At 41.8% G+C, this 4,505-nt stretch carries 3 protein-coding genes; all 3 read right to left on the bottom strand.

Annotated elements, in window-relative coordinates; genetic code table 11:
• Positions 1-365, bottom strand: a 365-nt coding sequence (locus tag J4G07_22590) for a hypothetical protein (protein ID MCE2416772.1), incomplete at its 3' end; no start/stop codon positions are given.
• A 706-nt stretch (positions 366-1,071) separates the two neighbouring features.
• Positions 1,072-2,541, bottom strand: coding sequence for a hypothetical protein (locus tag J4G07_22585; GenBank protein MCE2416771.1), 1,470 nt, complete (start codon positions 2,539-2,541; stop codon positions 1,072-1,074).
• Positions 2,513-4,505, bottom strand: a 1,993-nt coding sequence (locus J4G07_22580) for a hypothetical protein (protein ID MCE2416770.1), incomplete at its 5' end; no start/stop codon positions are given. The genes J4G07_22585 and J4G07_22580, both read right to left, overlap by 29 nt.

Here is a 4,505-nt window from a genome sequence, read left to right as displayed (position 1 = left end):
GCATTTCGTGCCCACATCGGTGTGCGAGTGCTATCGCGGAGTTGCAATTCGACGTGTAGGATTGCCTGTTGATTGTTGACACGGATGCGTTTTGTGATGTCGGTCTGCCGAGCAATAACGGTCTGTTGCTCGGTGTCGAGGTCTTCAAGGACTTCGACATCTTCCTCACCAAGTACAAACCTCGAAAGGTCGTCGGCGTGGTCTGTCCATAAACTTTTTCCCGTATTGTCGTAGTCTTGTGCCATGGATATAGTGTATCGCAAAAAGTGAAGAAGTGTCAAGCAAATGTCAGCAGAATCATCAAGTGAGCGATCGGGTGTGTAAAGTTTTTGACATGCGCCTATCAAAAGTGAGCCCTGTAGCATGATGCACGTCGCATCTGGGCGAGTACGCCGCAAAACTGTTAGTTTGGGTTTCCTTGTGGGCGGTGTGTTTTGCTTGGGTGTTCCGCGAAGAAACCGTTCGGACTTTGGTTGGGAACTGATGATATGCAAATTTCACAGTAAGCCTTTCGAGAACGGTCTTTGTAACCCTCTTGGAATCCAGTTGTAGAGCGGGTTTGTAGCATCTTTGGAGACATTGCATTTTTCGGGGTTTACTGTGAAATTTTAGGATTGTGAAATTTGAATTAACTTTTAGAAACCCAGTCACAGTGTGGGTTTATCGGGTATCGGTGGCGTGAGGCATTTTGGGTTTACTGTGAAACTATCGATATGTTGAAATATGTATAACAAAATGTGTAATACTTTCTCCTCAAGGAGCGGTCAACCCTTTAAAAATGTTACACTGGTGTAACATTTAGTGTACAAAGGAGATCGGCAGAGAACCCAGTAACCGTAAGGGTTCATGGGCTTTCTTTTTTCATGTTCGGATGTAAAAAAATAATTTGGTGGAAAGTGTAACATTTTTCTCCTACGCGAAAACGAATCGTTTGAACAGTGGTAATCTTGACGAAAAATTATCTAAATGTTATTTTTTTATTGATCCGACCTCTACATTTTTAGGCGTGAAATCTGATGATTTCATGAACATTTTGTGAACGCTCCATGAACAATAGCAAATTGTTCAGTGTCAATCCTCTAAATCCGGTAGAACAAATCTACCCGAATTCAGCAAGTTTTCACGGATGAGTTTTGTCTTAGAACGGACACTGTCGTCCTTGCTTTCACGTCCCGCTTTCAGAATAGCGTTTGCTTCCTCTTTCTGGATGTGGATATTGTCTTTTTTGGTTCCCTCGGTTAACTTAAAGAAGCACTCAACTACCATCTCAGTATGATTTGGAAGCATTTCACACAATGTTTTGACATGCATTCCCCAATCCTCTACTTCACATATATCCAAGACTTTGGAATATGCCTTCAATCGCCATTCAGGGTCTAGGCACTCGGCTTGCAACCATGTAGTAAAATATTGGAGTTCAGTCGGTTCTTCAAACTTGAGACGCCAGTCACAGAATTTCCTTACTCTGTCTTCTGTATTTTGGTTTAGGTGTTTTCCAGTCTTCCACAAGCGATGACCTATATCATTGAACAAATTAGCCCAATACTTTTTATCTGTTTGTTGGTAAAATCGTTCAAGCAAGCTTTCTTGACCTTTAAGTGGAAACATATCCAACAGATAATAGTTGAACAGACGCTCACCTAGTACCGCAATTGGTTCATGACCCCCTCGATTGCGATTTTTAATGTTTCTTAGATGTCGCAGCGCAAAATTGAATTCGTCTTTAAGAATCTTAAAGATAGGCTTGAACGCCTGATTGCCGAGCACGAAACTACTAAATGCCACCCCCCACTCGGGGAGTTTACTCTGTGGGAAAAAGTCTGATTTATGCTTGATTGCCCATGTCTCATTGAGACTGCAAATCCAAGGATAGTTTTTGCCCAGAATGGCATACTCTGGCAGCGTTAAAGGATAGTTGGCCTCCGACGAAAAGCGTCTTTCAAGAATTGTTGTCAGATCCCGCAGCCAGAAACCGAATGTGACCAGATTCTCCAGTGCTCGACTCCGTGTGTTATTGATACCTTCGGTAAGTGGGTCATATTCATTCATGACTTTCGGATGGTTTTCATCTAATGGCCAATCATATTGTGTGCAAATCGTTTCTAAAAGTTTTGCTAATTGTTCTCGGGCAATGATCGGAATATCTACCTCCTTTTCAAGGCATACACCGATAAAGTCGCCGACTGCACGTCGCGAATTAGACCAGTTTGGATTCTCTTTGGATTCATCGCTGGGTCTATAATCTGCGTCATGCTCTTGGTCGGAATGTGAAAGGACCCACTCACAGAATGTTAACCATTCATTAAGTTGATTGAAGTTCTTTTCCTTTAGGTGTGCTTGCATTGCATAAATCATCATCCGCACGTAAATGGGACGTTCAATTTTTTTACTATTCTCCATCCAGAATCGAAATCTGTTGGAGTCCGGAATGATCGATTCCTTAAAAGTAGTTTGAAACGCTTCAGCGAGTGCTTTGATATTAATCTCCACAAACTCGTCATCTCTGCGAAGTTCATCTTCTTTTTTCCATTCGTTTGGCAAGGTCTTCGGACGAGTATGGACTGCGATTAGACACCCATCCGCTCTTAGATTTAAACGGAGGATAGTCCTCATCGGAAATCTCTTCATTAGATGCCCTTGCTAATTCTTGGAAGTAAGTTTTATATTCGCCAAATAACACGGCTGCGAAAGGTGTAAGTTGTTGTAGGTGATAATAATGTTGACGTTTCTGGAAACGTTCTTCTGTAAATTTCTCTCCTAACCATCCTCGGAAATCATCTTTTGGTGGGCCACTGCGGATGGCTTCAAAAATTTGTGTGCGTTTCTCTTTCGTAAGTAAGGTGTTACCGAAGTGCTCACAGGCACTCCGTGTCATCTGCTGGAATTCGTAAGAGTGTTCTGACTGATGATAATCTTCACGCTCCAGAATCAATTCTCGTATCCACGGTTTTGTTTTCTCGTTTGGGTATTGCGAATAAAGATGCTGGCGTAAGCGCTTGAAGATTTTCCACTTTTGCTTTCGCAATAGCTTATCCAAATCCGCAATTGCATCATGAGATTTTTCAAAGACCTTTTCACAAGCAAAAGTCAGTGTATGAACAAGCATTTCATCGGGATTGCCGTAATCTTTTTCTGGTACATGCAAGCGAGCGAACCAGATATTAGAAAAATCTTGTTCTCTATCAAACGCGTCCTGATGTATTCGCAAACGAAACATATTTGATGTGGCATCAATTAGAAGACGAGCGGTTTCGTAAGGTTCATTTTCAGCAAGAGGGCAAACTCCCTTGGTCATTATTTGGGAGTATTCCCAATGGTTGAATCGGGTGGACGGATGAAGTAAGGTACCCCAACTCATAGGATCATCTTTTCGACGCTTTTGTTTTTCCTTCGATTTTGGATCAGGAACAAAGGCAACAAGAATCTTTGATAGTTCTAATGCGTCCGCTATTTGATTTTCCTTTGTCCAATGTGCCAATAGGTCGGCATATCTATAGGTCCGAGATTGATACTCTATGTCCACAGATTCAAGTATTTTAGGCTTAAGTTTCGCAGGCTGCTCTCCTTGGAGCTGCAACGCGATGTCCAAAATCCCATCATAGACTCTTGGATTATCAGTTTTAGGGAGTTGTAACACAATTTCAATGACTTTATCCGGTGCGTGACTGGAGATTTCCGCCAGATAGCCTATTGGCCACCAAAAAGGAAAAATCACAGAATCATCATCAGTGCGCTGTACATTTGGTGGATGTGTGAAATATCCTTTTTTCTCAAGAAAAGGTAACCACGTAATATCTGTTTTTTCGGATATTTGCGTAAAAAAGAATACAAAGTTGGCTCCTCTACGCTCAATTAGTGAAAACATACGTTCAACATCATTCTTAGACCTGTCAGGGTGCCTTAAAATCGTTTGAATTTCTTCTTGATCTTGTGCGGTGATCGGGGCAAGAAGGTCGAAAACTGTACCTTCCAAGTCCTGTAAGCAGTTGCGAAATTCTTCAACATCTAGGTTACTATTATGATGCGTAAAGTTCTGTAACCTCTTCCATAAATTGAGCAATTGTTTTCTTTTTCCTTCTTGAATTTCACTGTCCAGTCGGTTTACCATCGGATCAATAGTAGCAATTGCTTGCTGTATCCGTTCTCCCCGATTTGGTTGTTTATTGAGTTCAAGATATTTCTCAATTTCTGTAAGTGCCTTGGCTAAATTTTTATCAATTTTCTCACCTTTCCAGCCTTCTGGACAGCGTTTTTTTGATCTCGAAATGAGATCGCTTATATTGTTCCGCATGTTGTAGAAGCGGGGTGTGTTTTCAGGAATATCACTTTCATGAATGAGTCGCGGTAGTTTTTCGAGAAGTTCTCGTAGGGAATGGGCTGCCTGAGCGATACGATCAGGGTTATAATGGTTATCTAATGCGTAAAGCGCGCCAAGGTACCAGTCGCTTAGTGGATATTTGTCCGTTTGTTTGCTCTGTAACGCTTCCAAAACATTCCGTTGTTGA

The sequence above is a fragment of the Candidatus Poribacteria bacterium genome (assembly GCA_021295715.1).
Classification (GTDB): Bacteria; Poribacteria; WGA-4E; order WGA-4E; family WGA-3G; genus WGA-3G.
The sequence above is the reverse complement of the archived record's forward strand: the minus strand, read 5'-3'. Positions and strand labels throughout refer to the sequence as shown.